13 protein-coding genes are annotated in these 15,989 nt (G+C 70.8%); 7 read left to right on the top strand and 6 right to left on the bottom strand.

What is annotated here, in order from left to right; translation table 11 throughout:
* Nucleotides 1-34: 34 nt before the first annotated feature.
* On the bottom strand, nt 35-1,204 hold the full coding sequence (locus ABTX78_RS20045) for a steroid 3-ketoacyl-CoA thiolase (RefSeq protein ID WP_352208116.1): 1,170 nt from the start codon (nt 1,202-1,204) through the stop codon (nt 35-37).
* A 277-nt stretch (nt 1,205-1,481) separates the two neighbouring features.
* Between ABTX78_RS20045 and ABTX78_RS20040 the strand changes: the two genes are divergently transcribed.
* Together ABTX78_RS20040 and ABTX78_RS20035 are read left to right on the top strand one after the other, a co-directional pair.
* A complete protein-coding gene (locus ABTX78_RS20040; protein WP_352208115.1) occupies nt 1,482-2,738 on the top strand; it encodes a cytochrome P450 in 1,257 nt (418 codons plus the stop codon).
* A 176-nt stretch (nt 2,739-2,914) separates the two neighbouring features.
* Nucleotides 2,915-4,384 (top strand): ubiquitin family protein, encoded by a 1,470-nt coding sequence (locus ABTX78_RS20035; RefSeq protein WP_352208114.1) that lies wholly within the window; start codon nt 2,915-2,917, stop codon nt 4,382-4,384.
* A 152-nt stretch (nt 4,385-4,536) separates the two neighbouring features.
* On the opposite strand, the gene ABTX78_RS20030 is transcribed toward ABTX78_RS20035, so the two are convergent.
* Entirely contained in the window at nt 4,537-6,594 is a 2,058-nt protein-coding gene (locus ABTX78_RS20030) for a bifunctional glycosyltransferase 87/phosphatase PAP2 family protein (protein ID WP_352208113.1), read from the bottom strand.
* A 239-nt stretch (nt 6,595-6,833) separates the two neighbouring features.
* On the opposite strand from ABTX78_RS20030, the gene ABTX78_RS20025 reads away from it, so the two are divergent.
* Nucleotides 6,834-7,946: a DUF2330 domain-containing protein gene (locus ABTX78_RS20025; RefSeq protein ID WP_352208112.1), complete on the top strand. Its 1,113-nt coding sequence runs from the start codon at nt 6,834-6,836 to the stop codon at nt 7,944-7,946.
* Nucleotides 7,947-8,085: 139 nt separating this feature from the next.
* A complete protein-coding gene (locus ABTX78_RS20020; RefSeq protein WP_352208111.1) occupies nt 8,086-8,757 on the top strand; it encodes an O-methyltransferase in 672 nt (223 codons plus the stop codon).
* Between the two features lie 70 nt (nt 8,758-8,827).
* Here the strand turns inward: ABTX78_RS20020 and ABTX78_RS20015 are convergent, their stop codons facing one another.
* Nucleotides 8,828-9,253 carry a DUF3291 domain-containing protein gene (locus tag ABTX78_RS20015; protein ID WP_352208110.1) on the bottom strand — a complete coding sequence of 142 codons (426 nt, stop codon included), beginning with the start codon at nt 9,251-9,253 and terminating at the stop codon, nt 8,828-8,830.
* Nucleotides 9,254-9,339: 86 nt separating this feature from the next.
* On the opposite strand from ABTX78_RS20015, the gene ABTX78_RS20010 reads away from it, so the two are divergent.
* From ABTX78_RS20010 to ABTX78_RS20000, 3 genes are all read left to right on the top strand, one after another.
* Nucleotides 9,340-9,963: a MerR family transcriptional regulator gene (locus ABTX78_RS20010; protein ID WP_352208109.1), complete on the top strand. Its 624-nt coding sequence runs from the start codon at nt 9,340-9,342 to the stop codon at nt 9,961-9,963.
* A 260-nt stretch (nt 9,964-10,223) separates the two neighbouring features.
* The gene (locus ABTX78_RS20005) at nt 10,224-11,174 is read left to right on the top strand and encodes an AfsR/SARP family transcriptional regulator (protein ID WP_352208108.1); all 951 of its coding nucleotides are present in this window, start codon (nt 10,224-10,226) and stop codon (nt 11,172-11,174) included.
* A 28-nt stretch (nt 11,175-11,202) separates the two neighbouring features.
* Entirely contained in the window at nt 11,203-12,015 is an 813-nt protein-coding gene (locus ABTX78_RS20000) for a class I SAM-dependent methyltransferase (protein ID WP_352208107.1), read from the top strand.
* Nucleotides 12,016-12,129: 114 nt separating this feature from the next.
* Here the strand turns inward: ABTX78_RS20000 and ABTX78_RS19995 are convergent, their stop codons facing one another.
* From ABTX78_RS19995 to ABTX78_RS19985, 3 genes are read right to left on the bottom strand one after another with little or no spacing between them, the layout of a single operon-like run.
* The gene (locus tag ABTX78_RS19995; RefSeq protein WP_352208106.1) at nt 12,130-13,446 is read right to left on the bottom strand and encodes an NAD(P)/FAD-dependent oxidoreductase; all 1,317 of its coding nucleotides are present in this window, start codon (nt 13,444-13,446) and stop codon (nt 12,130-12,132) included.
* Entirely contained in the window at nt 13,443-14,174 is a 732-nt protein-coding gene (locus ABTX78_RS19990) for a 4'-phosphopantetheinyl transferase family protein (RefSeq protein ID WP_352208105.1), read from the bottom strand. The genes ABTX78_RS19995 and ABTX78_RS19990 overlap by 4 nt, the downstream gene beginning before the upstream one ends.
* A 19-nt stretch (nt 14,175-14,193) precedes the next feature.
* On the bottom strand, nt 14,194-15,987 hold the full coding sequence (locus ABTX78_RS19985; RefSeq protein ID WP_352208104.1) for an acyl-CoA dehydrogenase family protein: 1,794 nt from the start codon (nt 15,985-15,987) through the stop codon (nt 14,194-14,196).
* Between the last annotated feature and the right edge of the window lie 2 nt (nt 15,988-15,989).

Raw genomic sequence — 15,989 nt, 5'->3', positions numbered from 1 at the left:
GGTGAGAGTCCCGCCCGGGTGAGAGTCCCGCCCGCTACAGCCGCTGGATGATCGTCGCCGTCGACAGCGCGCCGCCCGCACACATCGTGATCAGTGCGAACTCCCGGTCACGCCGTTCCAGTTCGTGCAGCGCCGTGGTGATCAGCCGGGCTCCCGTGGCGCCCACCGGGTGGCCGAGCGCGATGCCTCCGCCGTTGACGTTGACCTTGTCCAGGTCCTGGTCGAAGACCTGCGCCCAGCTCAGCACCACCGACGCGAACGCCTCGTTGACCTCCACCAGATCGATGTCCCGCAGCGACATCCCCGCCTTGCCCAGGACGGCGCGGGTCGCGTCGATCGGGCCGTCGAGGTGGAAGTGGGGGTCCGCGCCGACGAGCGCCTGCGCGACGATCCGGGCGCGCGGCTTCAGCTTGAGCGCCCTCGCCATCCGCTTCGACGCCCACATGATGGCCGCCGAGCCGTCCGAGATCTGCGAGGAGTTGCCCGCGGTGTGCACGGCCGTCGGCATGACCGGCTTCAGCCGGGCCAGCGCCTCCATGCTGGTGTCGCGCAGCCCCTCGTCACGGTCGACGAGCCGCCACATGCCCTGCCCCGCGGCCTGCTCCTCCTCGGTCGTCGGCACCTGGACGGCGAAGGTCTCCCGCTTGAAGCGCTCCTCGGCCCAGGCTTCCCGCGCGCGTTCCTGCGACAGCAGTCCGAGCGAGTCGACGCGTTCGCGGGACAGTCCGCGGTGGCGGGCGATGCGCTCGGCGGCCTCGAACTGGTTGGGCAGATCGACGTTGGACTCGTCGGGGAACGGCTTGCCCGGACCGTGCTTGGAACCGCTGCCCAGCGGCACTCGCGACATCGCCTCGACCCCGCAGCTGATGCCGACGTCGATGACGCCCGCCGCGATCATGTTGGCGACCATGTGGCTCGCCTGCTGCGAGGATCCGCACTGGCAGTCCACGGTCGTCGCCGCCGTCTCGTAGGGCAGCCCCATGGTCAGCCACGCGGTGCGCGCGGGGTTCATGGACTGTTCGCCGGCGTGGGTGACCGTGCCGCCGACGATCTGCTCGACGCAGTCGGCCTGGATGCCGGTACGGCCGAGCAGTTCACGGTAGGTCTCGCCCAGGAGATAGGCGGGATGCAGATTGGCGAGCGCGCCTGAGCGCTTGCCGATGGGGGTGCGTACGGCTTCGACGATGACGGGTTCCGCGGCCATGAGCTCGTCCTCTCCTCCACATGTGCGGGGCGTCCCGGCGCCGTCGCACGAGAACTAGTACGCGTTCTAGTTCTCTGAGAAGTCTTATGAGTGCTACCCCCGGTACGCAAGGGCCTTGCACGCCCCTGCTGCGGACTTGGCGCGCAACAGTTCCCGCCGTGGCCCTTGCCACTTGTAGAACTCGTTACTAGCTTTCGGTCAATTCTGATGGGTCGTCAGAGACTGGGTGCCCCTGGGCACCGCCGCCGGACCCCGCCGCGAGACCCTGGAGTTGACGTTGAAGCTGCCGAAGGACTGCCCCCATCTGCCCGCAGGGTTCGACTTCACCGACCCCGATCTGCTCCAAGCCCGCGTCCCACACCCCGAGTTCGCCATGATGCGGCAGACCGCGCCGGTCTGGTGGTGCGCGCAGCCGGCCGGCATCTCCGGATTCCAGGACGAGGGGTACTGGGCGGTCACCCGGCACGCCGACGTGAAGCATGTCTCCACCCACCCGGAGCTGTTCTCGTCCAACACCAACACCGCGGTCATCCGCTTCAACGAATCGATCAGCCGGGACCAGATCGAGGTCCAGAAGCTGATCATGCTCAACATGGACCCGCCGGAACACACCCGGGTGCGCCAGATCGTCCAACGCGGTTTCACCCCCCGCGCCGTGCGGTCCCTCCAGGAGGCCCTGCGCTCACGGGCCCGCGGCATCGTGGAGAACGCGCGGGCGGGAGCGAAGAGCGACGGCAGCTTCGACTTCGTCACCGAGATCGCGGTGGAACTCCCGCTCCAGGCGATCGCCGAACTCATCGGCGTACCGCAGGAGGACCGTGCCAAGATCTTCGACTGGTCCAACAAGATGGCGGCGTACGACGATCCGGAGTACGCCATCACCGAGGAGATCGGCGCCGAGGCGGCGATGGAGATCGTCTCGTACTCGATGAACCTCGCCGCGGCCCGCAAGGAGTGCCCGGCCAAGGACATCGTCAGCACGCTGGTCGCCGCGGAGGACGAGGGCAACCTCTCCAACGACGAGTTCGGCTTCTTCGTGATCCTGCTGGCGGTGGCCGGAAACGAGACCACGCGCAACGCCATCAGCCACGGCATGCACGCCTTCCTCACCCATCCCGACCAGTGGGAGCTCTACAAGCGCGAGCGTCCCGAGACGGCGGCCGAGGAGATCGTGCGCTGGGCGACCCCCGTCGTCTCCTTCCAGCGCACCGCGACCCAGGACCTCACACTCGGCGGTCAGCGGATCAGAATGGGCGACCGCGTCGGAATCTTCTACTCGTCCGCCAACAACGACCCCGAGGCCTTCGACGCCCCCGAGCGGTTCGACATCACCCGCGACCCCAACCCGCACCTCGGCTTCGGCGGCGGGGGCCCGCACTTCTGCCTCGGCAAGTCGCTGGCGGTGATGGAGATCAACCTGATCTTCAACGCGATAGCGGACGTGCTGCCGGACCTGCGACTGGCGGGCGACCCCCGGAGGCTGCGCTCGGCCTGGCTGAACGGGATCAAGGAACTCCAGGTCGTCCACGGCTGACCGGCGCCCGGGGCCGTGCACCGGCGCCCGGGGATCTGCCCACCGAACGCGGGAGGCGGGGGGCCCCTCACCCACGCCCCGCCCCTGCCTCCCGTCGCACCGGATCCGCCATGGCCCTCGCCCGCCCCCGTCGTCCATACTTCTCTCACGCGCAAGTGACGTCAGGGGATCGACAGTTGCGGCTGCACATCGATATTCGCGAGGGCGACCACGTCGACACCAGGCATCAGCCGTACGGCGTCCGGGTGTCCCGTGCGCTGGACGAGGCCATCGGCAGCGGGGCCTTCGCCATCGGCCGGGACGGCGACGCCGGCCTCCGGCGGTGGACCGACCTCGACCGGCGGACGCTTGCGGACACCTTCGAGGTCTCGGTCCCCGCGTCCCTGGCCCTCCGCGAGCTGAAGGCTCTGTGCCCCGCGGACACGGCGAACGCCGTCGACTCCTGGTTCGCCGAGCCGGTGACCGGCGAGCGGCTGCCCGAGGAACTCACCCTCGCCGAGACGGACCTGGCGGACGGTGACGTCCTGGTCCTCTGCGTGGAGCACCCGCCCGAAGCCTCCTACCGCCTGGCTCCCGCCTCGAACCCGGCCGAATTGCTCCGACGGCTCCAGCTGACGGAGAACGCCGACGCCCCGGACGGCGGCCCACGTCTGTGGGGCGTCCTGCTCTACACCCAGGCGGACGTGGAGCTGGCGGCGTACGTGCGCACCCACTTCGACGACCTCAACGCCCTGTCGGGGCCCGCGACCCGCATCTTCGTGGTGGAACGGCTTCCCGACCGGGGCGCCGCCCGGACGTACTGGCGCCGACACCTGGCGCCCGACCTCTACCGGGTCATGTCCCGGATGCGGTGGCTCCAGTGGCAGCCGTACGACCCGCAGGGGGCCTACGAGATCGCCGGGCTCCTCGGTCTGGACGTCGGGCTCCTGCCCTGCCTCGTCTTCTTTCACGCAGGTCGAGGGCCGGTCCACCGGGGCGAGAAGGTCGTCTTCCGCATCGAGGACGTCTCCCTCCCATACTTCAGGACCCTGTTCGGGCAGATCGCCGAGGCCCTGGGCTCGCCCCGGCAGGTGGCGGTCCCCGACCGCTGGTGGGAGGAACCGGTGGTGGCACGCCAGACACCCCGGGCCGGGCTGCGCGCGCTCGCGGCCCACCGGGAGGCCGACGCGGAGGCCTTCGCCCGGGTGCGCGAGGCCGCCGCGTCGATCAGGGATGCGCTGCGTCCCGCCGAGCCGGCCCACCCGGGCCACACGCACACCTTCCACGACTGCCGCGTCGTCATCACTTCAGGAGCATCGGTGTCGGAGAACTTCTCCTTCCAGGGTACGAACACCACCTTCATCAACCGGCCGCAGGACGTCGTCGTACGGGACTTCCAGAACACCTACGCGTCCGGCACCAGCGGCGCGGAACTGACCCGGCTGCTCGAACTCGTGCTGTCCAGCCGCGACCTGTCCGACACCGGACGCGCGGAGGCGGCCGGCGCGGTGCACGACCTGGCCCGTGTCACCGGGGAACCGGAACCGGACGCTTCCGCGGTGCGCACCCGTCTGGAGCGGCTGCGGGAGATTCTGGCCGGCGGAGCGGACATCGCCCAGCCGGCCCTGGCGATCGTGGCATCTCTCGCCGCGCTGTTCGCCGCCTGAGGTCAGTCCCGAACGCCGTCCCCGCGGGGGCAGCGGCTCCCGCGTCCGCGGCGATCCGGCCCAGGGGCGGATCAACTGCCCCTTCACGTCGGGCTGTAGGTCACATCGGCCTGCGCGTCACGTCGGGCCGTACGTCGCTTCGGCCGTGCACGTCACTTCGGGGCGGCCGGGACCGCGGACTCCTCAGCGGTCTCCGCCGGGGCCGCCGCGCGTTGCTTGGGAAGTCCTGTCCCCGCCCCGGCGGTCGCCGTTGCCGTCGACGGCAGCAGTTTCCGGCGCCCCGAGAGCACGTACGTCAGGCCGAAGCCCGCGCCGACGACCGCCGCGCCGCCCACCGCGTCCAGGATCCAGTGGTTCGCCGTGGCCACGATCGCGCCGGCCGTGAACAGCGGGTGCAGCAGGCCCAGCAGCTTCATCCACAGCTTCGGCGCGAGCAGGACGACCACCAGGCCGCACCAGAGCGACCAGCCGAAGTGCAGCGACGGCATCGCCGCGTACTGGTTGGTGACCGCGGTCATCGCTCCGTAGTCGGGGTTCGCGAGGTCCTGCGGTCCGTGCACCGTGTCGATGAAGCCCATGCCCGGCATCAGCCGCGGCGGGGCCAGCGGGTAGAGCCAGAAGCCCAGCAGGGCGAGGACCGTGGCGAAGGCGAGCGAGGAGCGCGCCCAGCGGTAGTCGACCGGGCGGCGGACGTAGAGGAGGCCGAGGATGCTCAGCGGCACCACGAAGTGGAAGGACGTGTAGTAGAAGTTGAAGAAGGACTCGGCCCACTCCGCGTTCGCCATGGCCTTGTTGGCCCACAGCTCGATGTCGATGTGCAGCGCCCGCTCGATGGCGACGACCTGCCGGCCGTGCTCCTCGGCCGCGCCGACGCTGCCGGTGGCGGCGGTGCGGATGTGCGAGTAGGCGGAGTAGCCGACCCGGATCACCAGCAGTTCGAGGAGCAGGTTCGGGCGGGCCAGCACGCGCCGCCAGAACGGCAGCAGCGGGATGCGGCTCCAGCGCGACGGGACCGGGGAGACGTACTCGGTGGGGACCGGGCGGCGGAAGTACGGCGAGGTTCGCGGCAGGAACGGCACCGCGACGGCGGCGGCGAGCGCCGCGATCAGCAGGGCGTTGTCGCGCACCGGGTGCATCACGGCCATGTTGGGCAGCAGCATCTTGCCGGGCAGCGTCATCGCCAGAATGACGAGAACCGGCCAGAGCATCCGGTCGGACGCCCGCTTGCCGACCCGGCCGACCACGGCGAGCAGGACCCACAGGAGTTGGTGCTGCCAGGCGGTGGGCGAGACGGCGACGGCGACACAGCCGGTGAGGGCGACGGCGAGGAGGAGTTGTCCGTCCTTCGCGTACCGCACCGCGCGGCGCAGGCCGAACCAGACGACCGCGGCGGCCAGCGCGACGTACAGCGTGATCTCGAGCGGCCCTTCCAGGCCGAGGCGCAACAGCGCCCCGTGCAGGGACTGGTTGGCGAGGCTGTCGGGGCGGGCACCGAGGCCGGCGCCGGCCACGTGGTGGACCCAGTAGGTCCAGGAGTCGCCGGGCAGTGCGGCCCAGGCGAGCGCCGACAGCGCGGTGAAGGTCCCCGCCGAGGTGACGGCGGCCTGTTTGCGTCCGGTGAACCACAGCAGGGGCGCGAAGAGAAGAGCGGTGGGCTGAAGGGCCGCGCCGATGCCGACCAGCACACCGGACGATCTCTCCCCGCGGGCGACGAAGCAGCCGACGAGGACGAGGAGGACCGGGATGATGCTCGTCTGCCCGAGGTAGAAGCTGTTGCGCACCGGCAGCGACAGCATCAGCAGGCTGATGGTGATGGGCGCCGCCAGCAGACCGCTGCGGCGGGAGACGGGCCCCGGCAGTGCGCGGGCGACGACCAGGCCTATCCCGACCACGAGCAGCAGGGTCCCGAAGGTCCAGGCGACGCCGAGGCTCTGCTCGGCGGAGCGCGTCAGCGGTTTGAGCACCAGCCCGGCGAACGGGGTGCCGGTGAACCGGTCGGTGTCGTAGAGGGAGCCCTTGACGTGCAGGACCCCGTTCTCACCGATCCAGGTCTCCAGGTCGATGAGCCGTTCCCCCGGTGGCAGGCGCAGTACCGCCGTCGCCTGCCGTATCGCGAGGACGGCGGCCACGAGCCACAGCGCCGCCCTCGCCGCGCCCATCCTCGAGTCCGTCGTCGCACTTCCGCGCACGCTGTGCTCCGCGTTCGCCACGTCGCGCCGCGCCTCCCCTGCGTCCTGTGATCCTGGTCCGTAGAGCCTTGCATTGCCCCATGAAGGAGACTCAGGCAACCCCCTCTTTGCCTGAGTGTCACCCCGTTTTGACCGAATATCTCGCCAACGGGCCCCGGAACCACGGGCCCCGGGCCGTCGTCGGAGGAGGTATGCGGGGGAACATACAAGAACACCGGCGCGTACACCTGCGGGTTCACACGCGCGGCACGTCAGCGCCTGTGCTGCGGCAGCGCGTTGTCCTGGTGGTGCTGGCACTGTTCGCGCTCCAGCTCGGATCGTTGATCGCTCCGGCGTACGCCTGCGGCTGCGGCGCCATGATCCCGGACCGGGGATCGCGGATGGCCGTCGACCGTGAGACGTCCATCGTGAGCTGGGACGGGCGCATCGAGCGGATCCAGATGCGGTTCACGGTCGACGGGGACGCTCCCGAGGCCGCGTGGATCATGCCCGTACCCACCCGCGCCACCGTCGAACTCGGTGATCAGGCGCTGTTCGACGAACTGGAGCGGGCCATCGAGCCGCAGGAGAGGACGCGCCACTACTTCTGGCCGCGCGAGGGCGACTGGCCCCTCGCGGACGGTTCGGCGGGCGACTCGGCCGGAGCGCCTGCCCCGGGCAGCGGCGCTCCCGGGGTGGGGGTCGTCGGACGCGAGAGGCTCGGCGATTTCGATGTCGCCCGGTTGACGGCGACCGACCCCGAGGCGCTGCGAAACTGGCTGAAAACCAACGGTTTCGACCTGCCGGACGGCCTGGAGACCGAGCTGCGCCCGTATGTGCGGCAGAAGTGGGAGTACGTGGCGGTGCGGCTGGCACCGGATGCCGACGACGCCGTGCTGCGCGGCACGCTGGACCCGTTGACGCTGCGCTTCGCCAGCGACCGGCCGGTCTATCCGATGCGGCTGTCCCGGCTGGCGAAGAACCCGCAGTCGCTCGGGCTGTTCGTGCTGGCCGCGCACCGGATGGAGCCGCAGAGCGCCATCGGCGGTGACGAGCCGGAGGTGCTGTTCGCCGGGGCGGCGGGCCGGAGCGCGGCGCTGGACGCGTTCACGGGCGGCGGCGGGAGGTTTCTGACCGCGCTGGAGCAGCGGTTCCCGCGGCCGGACCGGATCAACGGCGACCACGTCCTGCGGGCCGCGGAACAGGACACGCCCTTCCGGCGGGTGGTGTACGAGGACGAGTTGCTGACCGTCGGCGGTTTTCCCGTGTGGCTGCTGACCGTCGGCGGCGGACTCGCGCTGGTGTCCGTGCTCGTCCTTCTGCGGGTACGGGCCCGCCGGCGCCGGCCGGTGATCCCGCCGCCGCCCGTCCACGCGCCGCCGCCGCTGCTATGAGAGACGTGTCCGGACGGTGGTACGGGCCCGACGGGAAGGGGCACGTCGGGGACGGTCCCGCGGGTGCGGGAGCGGGAGCGGGAGCGGGAGCGGGAGCGGGAGCGGAGGGGAACGACCCGGCCTGGAATAGGTTGGACGGATGACTCAGGAGCAGTGGAACGCCGTCGACCGCTACATCACCGACCTCCTCGCCCCCGACGACGAGGCCCTCGCCGCGGCCCTCGCGGAGAGCGAGAGTGCCGGGCTCCCCGCCATCGCCGTCGCCGGGAACCAGGGCAAGCTGCTGCATCTGCTGGCCCGCGTCCAGGGCGCGCGCACGGTGCTGGAGATCGGCACGCTGGGCGGCTACAGCACGATCTGGCTGGCCAGGGCGCTGCCCGAGGGCGGCAGGCTGATCTCGCTGGAGTACAGCGCCGAGCATGCGGAGGTGGCGAGGACCAACCTGGCCCGCGCCGGCCTGGACAAGATCGCCGAGGTGCGGACGGGGGCGGCGCTGGACACGCTGCCGCTGCTGGCGAAGGAACCGGGGGCAGGCCCGTTCGACCTGATCTTCATCGACGCGGACAAGGAGAACAATCCGCGGTACGTGGAGTGGGCTCTCACGCTGTCCCGCCCCGGCAGCGTGATCATCGTCGACAACGCCGTACGCAACGGTGCGGTGGTGGACGAGAACAGCACCGACCCCGCGGTCGTCGGAATCCGTCGTATGTACGAACTGGTGGCGAACGAGCCGCGGCTGGACGCCACGGCGGTTCAGACGGTGGGCACCAAGGGCTACGACGGCTCCCTGCTGGCGCGCGTCGTCTCGTGACGGGCTCGCCGGCGGCCGTGCAGTGCCCCGGCCCGGGGACGGGGGAGGCCCCGGGCCGGGAGTCGGTGGGTCAGCGGGGGGCGCTGCCGCCGCTTGCGGCGTCCGCGCGCGCCTGGTCCTCGATGCGCCGCTTGGCGTCCTTCCAGGAGATCGGCAGCTCTGCCACCGGCACCTCCCAGAAGGTGAACGTGGACTCGCTCATGACGGAGCGCAGCCCGGTCATGATGCTCTTGTGGGGCTCGGTCCGCGCGAAGGTGTAGAGGGCTTCCTTGTCCTCCCACGCGGAGAGGGTGAAGAAGACGCCCTTCAGGAGCTGGGCCTCCAGGGAGGCTCCGAGGGCGCCCGGCGCCTTGCGCACCTGCCCCCAGGCGGAGAGCGACTTCAGGAAGAAGCGCGGAACGTCCTTGCCTGACTTCACGTCGAGACGCGAGGCCATGACGAAGGCGGTGGTGTCGGGCCGGGCCGGGTTCGGCGTCGCCCAGGGAAGAGTCGGCACGGTATCCTCGCATCCACAGTTGGTGAGTGGCAGTATCTATATTAGACAGTAGTGCTGCCCAATTGCCAGTGGGAAGCGGGATCAGGGTGAGAATTTCCGAGTTGAGCCGCCGCAGCGGGGTGTCCACCGCGACCATCAAGTACTACCTGCGCGAAGGGCTGCTGCCGCCCGGACGCGCCACAGCCGCGACCCAGGCGGAGTACGGCGAGTCGCATGTGCGACGCCTCCGGCTGATCCGTGCCCTCATCGGCGTCCGGGGTCTGACGGTCAACGCAGCCAAGGACGTCCTCGACACCATCTCCGAGGGCAAGGCCGACACCCATGAGCTGCTCGGTCTCGTCTTCGGCGTGTGGCCGGCCGGCGGCGGCAAGGACGAGGGCGGCGAGGAGGAGGACCACTCCGGTGTGACGGCGCTCATCTCCGAGATGGGCTGGACCGTCAGCGAGCACAATCCCGCCCGCCAGGTCATCACCCAGACTCTCCACACCCTGCGCTCCCTCGGTATGGACTACGACTGGCACGATCTCGTCCCGTACGCCGAACTCGCCGAGAAGACGGCCGTGCTCGATCTCGACCAGCTCCAGGCACCGGACGATCCGCTCGAGAAGGCCGAGCGGGCCGTGCTGCTGACCTTCCTGCTGGAACCCGCGCTGCTGGCACTGCGCCGGCTCGCCCAGGAGGCCGAGTCGACGATCCGGCACCGCGGCTGACCCGAACGGCACCCCGAGTCCCCGAAATCGAGCGGACCCACGTGTGCCGTCCATGCCATCACGGTGTGCGGGATCGACACATGAGTGATCGGTACTCACCCCGGTGGTGTACTCCCGCTCCGCGCACGGCGCGGAACACCGGGGTGGGAGCGGGGAAGTGAGTAGCCGCAACTCAGGCCCGCCCGGTCGTACGAATGGTCTCCTCGTGTGCTGAATGCAGCACGGTGAATACCGTGCACCGCGCACGGGGAGGCAAGAGCATGCAGTTCAGAATTCTGGGCGCGCCCGAGTTGTACGACGAGAAACGGCATCGGCGCATTCCGCTGACGAGTCCCAAGCAGCGCATGCTGCTGGGCGCACTGCTCGCCCGCGCGAATTCCCCGGTCCCGCGGGAACGGCTGGTACGCGAACTCTGGGGTGCGCTGCCGCCGAAGAAGGCCCGCAACACGCTCAACGCCCATGTGTCGGGACTGCGCAAGGCGCTCGCGGAAGCGGAACCGGAACGGGCCGCGACACCGCGCCTGGTGGCCCACGCGTCCGGGTACCTGCTCCAGGCCCGCCGCACGGAGATGGACAGCGGCCAGTTCTGCCTGGCGGTGGCCCAGGCCCAGCGGACCTACCGGACCGAACCGCAGAGCGCGTACGCGACCCTGCGCGGCGCCCTCGGCCTCTGGCGCGGCACCGCCCTGGAGGGCGGCCCGCACGGTCCGGTCTGCGCCGCGCTGGTCGCCCGCCTGGAGGAGGAACGCCAGCAGGCGCTGGAGATCCTCTTCGACTCCGCGCTGCGCACCGGCCGGCACCGGCGCATCATCCCGGAGCTGGAGGAGGTCACGGCCGCCCATCCGCTGCGCGAGCGCTTCCACGACCAGCTGATGCTGGCGCTGTGCCGCTCCGGCCGCGGCGCCGAGGCGATCGGTGTCTACACCCGCGCCCGGCACCGGCTCACCGCGGAACACGGCCACACGCCGCTGCTGTCCGCGCGCCTGGAGCAGATCAGCGTGCAGTCCCCGGTGCTGTACGGCGCCGAGTCGGAGACCCCCGACGCCCGCACCCGCCTCGAAGCGGAACCCCCTCCGACCGCCGCCCCCGAGTTCACCCGGACGCGTTTCACGGTGAAGCGCATCGAGAAGGAGGACCCGGCGGCACGCTCGGTGATGGGCTTCCTGACCGAACTCCTCAGCGGACAGGCGCTGCACACGGGCGGCGTGTGATTCCCTGGGTGGCTCCGGGGAGGGACCGATGACGGCAACAGCGTTCGACAGATCGGAGCGCCGTGCGTGGGCTGCGCAGGCCCATGCGTATGCGGGCAGCTTCGCCAGGCTCTGCGCGTATCCGGTGCCCAGGCTGCTCGACGCCGCCGGGATCGCGCCGGGCATGCGGGTGCTGGACGTGGGGACGGGCACGGGAACGGCCGCCGCGGCCGCGTGCGAGCGCGGAGCGAACGTGGCAGCGGTGGACGCCGAACCGAGCATGATCGCTGTCGCCGCACGGAACGTGCCGGCGGCCGATGTGCGTCTTGCCGCCCTGCCGGACCTTCCCTTCGCCGACGACGAGTTCGACGCCGTCGTCGGCAACTTCGTTCTCAATCATGTCGGACGGCCCCGGGCGGCTCTGGAGGAGATGCGACGGGTGACGCGGCCGGGCGGCCGGACGGCGATCACGATCTGGGCGGCTCCCGCAGCCGCCGGGCAGGCGCTGCTCGGGCGTGCCGTCCGGGCGGCGGGCGTCAGCCGTCCCGCCCACCTGCCCGCGTTGGCTCCCGGCGACGACTTTCCTCGCGATGAACAGGGCTTCGCCGCGTTGCTGGCCGATGCGGGCCTGAAGGACGCCGTCTGCGAGACCCTGGCGTGGGACCACCGGGCGACTCCCGAGGAGTGGTGGAGCGGCCCCGCGGCGGGGGTGGCGACGATCGGGCAGATCGTGCGGAGCCAGTCGCCCGCCGTCGTTCAGGCCGTCAAGGGCCACTTCGATGCGCTGTGCGCGGAGTTCGCCGGGCGTGACGGTGTGCTCGTGCTGCCTCATGCCGCGCTGATGGCCCACGGCAGCGCCTGAAAGCGGAATCTCCCGACCGCCCTGACCGGGACCTCGGCGCAGGCACCCGCGCACAGAAACAAAGCCGCCCCGGAGAATCCCTCTCGGATTCCCCGGGGCGTTCTCGTGTCCCCGTCAGAGCTCGCTGACGAGCTGCGCCGCGATCTCCATTCCCGACGAGTAACCCGCCTCGTGCGAGCCGATCTGGTCCACGCCGTGGCGCTTGGCGTGGAAATAGGAACCGCACAGCTTCACCCGCGTCCCCTCGTTGACGTTGTAGATGTCCTTCTGCATCTCGCGGACATCGACGTCGATGATCGGGTGCGTGTAGGGGAATTCCGCGATGACCGTCTCCGGGTCCACCTCGCCCGGGTAGTCCAGCGTGACGAAGTAGTCCTTCTCCGCGGTGAATCCGTGCAGCTTGTTCATGTAGTAGGCGACATACGTCCTCGGCCGGCCGTCCACCTCGACCTTGCCGTAGTTCCAGGCCTCCCAGCGGTCGCGGTCGGCCGGGACCACGGACGGGTCGGTGTGCAGGATGACCGTCGAGCCGTTGTACGCGACCTTGGAGAGCACCTCCGTCTGGCGCTCGGTCGGGTTGTCCAGCAGGGCCAGGGCCTCGTCGGCGTGTGCGCCGATCACCACGTAGTCGAAGCGCTCGCTGCCCCGCGCGGTCGTGACCACCGCGCCCTCGTCGTCCTGGTGGATCGCGGTGACCGGCTCGCCCGTGCGGATCTCCGGGCCGATCGCGGCGATCGCCTTGCGTACGTAGGAGATCGAACCGCCGCCCACCGTCCGCCAGTCCACCTGGCGGCCGCCGAGGCCGCCCTCGTCGTGGCCCATGAAGAAGGCGATCGCGGTGCTGGCGGGCATCTGCCAGATCAGCTCGGCGGGGATGGACCACACCGCCGAGCAGAGCAGGATCACGTACGAGTGACGGAACGCCTGGCTGTAGCCGCCGCGGTCCAGGTACTCGCCGAGCGGGATGTCGGCCTTCTTGCGCACGAAGTCCTTGCGGCCCTCGGTGTGGAAGCGCCGCGCTTCCCGCCAGATGGTCAGGAACTCCTCGGAGTAGCGCGCGGACACCTCCTCCTCGCTCATGTCGAGCTCCTTGGTGCCGTACTCGAGGCCGGTGTCCAGGTCGAAGAAGTTGAAGGCGCCGCGGTGCTCGACCGCGTCGACGCCCAGCTCCTCGAAGAACTCGCAGAGGTTGGTGTAGGCGGGCCGGTTGAAGACGACGAACGCGGTGTCGATGCCGAGGGTCCTGCCGTTCTCCTCCACCTCGACGGTGTTGGCGTGGCCGCCGAGGCGGTCCTCCCGCTCGAAGATGGTGATCCGGGCGCGGTTGCGCAGGTGGTAGGCGGCGGAGAGGCCGGCGACACCGGCTCCGACGATGGCGACACGCGGACTGGTGGGCTGCGACATGGAGATGTCCTTCAGGGTCGGTCTCATACGCATGAGATGTCGGAGAGCGAGAGGTCGGAGAGGTCGGTGCGGCGCAGGGCCCCGGGGTGCCCGTCCTCGGTGGCGACGGCCACCACGTGTCCGGGGCCGGGGTAGAGCAGGTCGAACCACCACCGGGAGTCGGTGCCGGCCGGCTGCTGCGGGTCGTGGACGGCGATACGGCCGTCGGCGCGGGGGCCGAAGGAGAACCCGCCGAGGCTCCGGGACAGCCCGGTGCCCAGGGCCTTGAGATAAGCCTCCTTCAGCACCCACAGCTCACCGGCGAGCGCGCCTCGCAGGCGAGGCGGCGAGGCGGCGAGTTCGGCGCGTTCGGCCGGGGCGAGCCGGCGGCCCAGCTGGGTCACCAGCTCGGCCGGCGAGGGGGTGGGACCGACGTCGACCCCGCACCCGCGGCCCCGCGTGACGACACAGGCGATCAGCCCCTCCGTGTGCGAGAGGTTGAACCGCACGCCCTCCGGGTCCGGTTCGGCCTCCGGCCGCCCGTGCTCGCCGCGCCGGAAGCGCCACCGGTCCACCGGCCGGCCGGTGCGGGCGCTGAGCGCGTAGCGGCACAGCAGCCGCGCCCCGAGGTACCTGCGCCGCGCACCGTCGGTGAGCCGCCGGCCGAGCGCGGCCCGTTCGCCTTCCGTGAGCAGCCGGGTGCCGCCGAGGGCGGTGGCGAAGTCGTCCACCGCGCGCTCGGGCAGCAGCCACAGGAACGCCGGGTCGGGATGCATCGGGGGCACTCCCGGCCGCTCAGAGGCGGGCGGCGGAGAGATCACCGGCGCGCTTGGCGAGCTGGAACTGCCAGTGCGAGAACAGCCGGTCCTCCCGGTGGAGCCGGCGCAGCACCTCCATCACCTCGTCGACGACGGACTGGTCCGTGATCGATTCGTGCGGGTACAGGTGCCGGCGCAGCCGTTCCAGCTGGAGCAGCAGGAGGGCGCCGCTCGGCAGCGGGCTCTCCAGCGCCCCGTGCGAGTGGACGAAGGTGAGCACGCACGCCGCGGTGGCGTGCAACAGGCAGTACTCCTTGGACAGTTCGAACAGCTCGGCGGACTGGCCGTAGGCCCGCCCGAGGTCGGCCTTGAGCGCGGTCGCGCTGTCGGCCAGCGGGCCCGCGCGGTCGAGCAGTTCCTCGGCCACGTCGGCCGCGCGCTCCAGGCGGTCCCGATCGGTGCCCTCGGCCTTCTCCGCCAGGGCCCGCAGCCGGCGCAGACCGTCGGGCGCGGCCAGGACGGCGTCGTCCATGCCGCGGCTGAACAGCTCCTGCTTCCAGGGCTCGTACACGGGCAGTTCGCGGTCCATGCCGAAGAGGGTCTCGGCGCGCACCGCCGCGGCGTTGCGGATCTCGGGTGAGGCCTCGCGGGCCGTGGTCAGCAGTCCGTCCAGCTGCTGGCCCAGGTTGCGGAGGTTCACCACGGTGTTCCCGTCGGCGATGTTGGCGACGAGCAGATCGCGCAGCATCTTCTGGTACGGGCCGTAGTGTGGGTGCCCGCGCAGGAAGAAGCGGGCCCCGAGGACCGTGTTGAGCTGGGACATGGTTCTCTCCAGCAGCGTCGGCACCAGGTACTTGACCGCCGACGACCACACGCTGAGCTGCTCGGGGGCTGCCTGGAGACAGCGCACCGCGCCCAGGCTCATCGCGTCGGCGATCATCAGGTCCGCGAACGCCTCGGTCAGCTGGCGGCGGCTGTAGGGGACGTCGCTGACCGTGCCGCCGAAGATCACCCGGCCCTCGGTGAAGTCCAGGGTCAGCCGCAGACCGGTGTCGACGGCCGACAGCGGCAGGCTGCCGATTACACTGCGCGCCACCTGGGTTGCCTTGAGGGCGATCTCCAGGCCCTGGCCCTCGGCCCCGACCAGTGCGGAGTCGGGGACGAAGGCCCGCCGGAGGCGCAGCCCGCTGAGGTCGAGCGCACGCAGGCCGTGCAGCTTCTCGACGGGCAGTTCCTCGACGGCGTCCGGGGCGAGCTCCCACTTGTCGACGATGAAGACGGAGTACGCCGCGGGGCCGTTGCGCTTGCCGGTACGGGCGTAGACGATCATCGTGTCGGCGACGGTGGCGTTGCCGATCAGCCACTTCTCGCCGGTGAGTTCCCAGCCGCCGTCGACCTTCTCGGCGAACATCTCGTTGGCGATCAGGTCGCTGCCGTGTTCGCGCTCGGACAGCCCCCAGGACAGGCCGCCGCCCCGCTTCATCCGCTCGATCGCCGTACGCTTCTGCTCCTCGCTGCCCGCGATCCACAGCGGCATGAAGCTGAGGTTGGTGATCACCAGGCAGGTGGCGGTGGAGGAGTCGCGGCGGGCCACGAGACGCATCAGGTTGAACCCGGTCTCCACATTGCCCGCGCGGCCGCCCTGTTCGGCGGGGAGCGAGTACTCGTGGACGCCCCAGCGGCGCAGCTGGCTGACGAAGCCGTGGGGGTACTCCTCGTGCTCGTCGTGGTCCATCACGCGGCGGAAGGACATCCGGCTGCCGTCGTCGAACGGGTCGCCGAGGTACTTCTCGAGCTCTTCGGCCAGTGCGGTGAGATCGGCCTGGGACATGC

The organism is Streptomyces sp. NPDC096193 (assembly GCF_040302905.1).
Classification (GTDB): domain Bacteria; phylum Actinomycetota; class Actinomycetes; order Streptomycetales; family Streptomycetaceae; genus Streptomyces.
Note: the sequence above shows the minus strand (reverse complement) of the source record. Positions and strands in the feature narration are given on the sequence as shown.

Bases quoted from the DNA above. Each gene is read 5' to 3' on its own strand.
- ABTX78_RS20045 (WP_352208116.1), bottom strand. From the start codon at position 1,204: ATGGCCGCGGAACCCGTCATCGTCGAAGCCGTACGCACCCCCATCGGC.
- ABTX78_RS20020 (WP_352208111.1), top strand. From the start codon at position 8,086: ATGACTCAGGAGCAGTGGAACGCCGTCGACCGCTACATCACCGACCTC.
- ABTX78_RS20005 (WP_352208108.1), top strand. From the start codon at position 10,224: ATGCAGTTCAGAATTCTGGGCGCGCCCGAGTTGTACGACGAGAAACGG.
- ABTX78_RS20000 (WP_352208107.1), top strand. From the start codon at position 11,203: ATGACGGCAACAGCGTTCGACAGATCGGAGCGCCGTGCGTGGGCTGCG.
- ABTX78_RS19995 (WP_352208106.1), bottom strand. From the start codon at position 13,446: ATGAGACCGACCCTGAAGGACATCTCCATGTCGCAGCCCACCAGTCCG.
- ABTX78_RS19990 (WP_352208105.1), bottom strand. From the start codon at position 14,174: ATGCATCCCGACCCGGCGTTCCTGTGGCTGCTGCCCGAGCGCGCGGTG.
- ABTX78_RS19985 (WP_352208104.1), bottom strand. From the start codon at position 15,987: ATGTCCCAGGCCGATCTCACCGCACTGGCCGAAGAGCTCGAGAAGTAC.